This is a genomic window from Photorhabdus sp. RM96S (assembly GCF_042879335.1).
Lineage (GTDB): Bacteria > Pseudomonadota > Gammaproteobacteria > Enterobacterales > Enterobacteriaceae > Photorhabdus > Photorhabdus kayaii.
The window spans coordinates 1-250 of the sequence record NZ_JBHFKT010000263.1 but is presented as its reverse complement, the minus strand read 5'-3'; the positions used below and the strand labels follow the sequence as shown (position 1 = coordinate 250).

The 250-nt window shown below is 55.2% G+C and carries 1 protein-coding gene; it reads left to right on the top strand.

From position 1 onward, the window contains the following. On the top strand, positions 1 to 250 hold a 250-nt coding region (locus ACGF49_RS25275; RefSeq protein WP_387493565.1), incomplete at both ends, for a hypothetical protein.

Genomic DNA, 250 nt, shown 5'->3' with positions numbered 1-250 from the left:
GGCGAAAACGCCGGGCCAGTTTAACAACGACGGCGGCCAGTTAGTGGCGAAGGAAATCCACCTCACGACGCCGGATTTATCCAATCATCAGGGAAAAATTAACCAGACCGGGACCGGTGAACTGGCGCTCCATACCCGTACCCTGAATAACCGTGAGGGGACAGTGTTCAATCAGGGGAAATTGACCCTCACCACTGACCGGCTTAACAACCGTCAGGGCAATATTGCCAGTCAGGGCGAGGACCTGCAT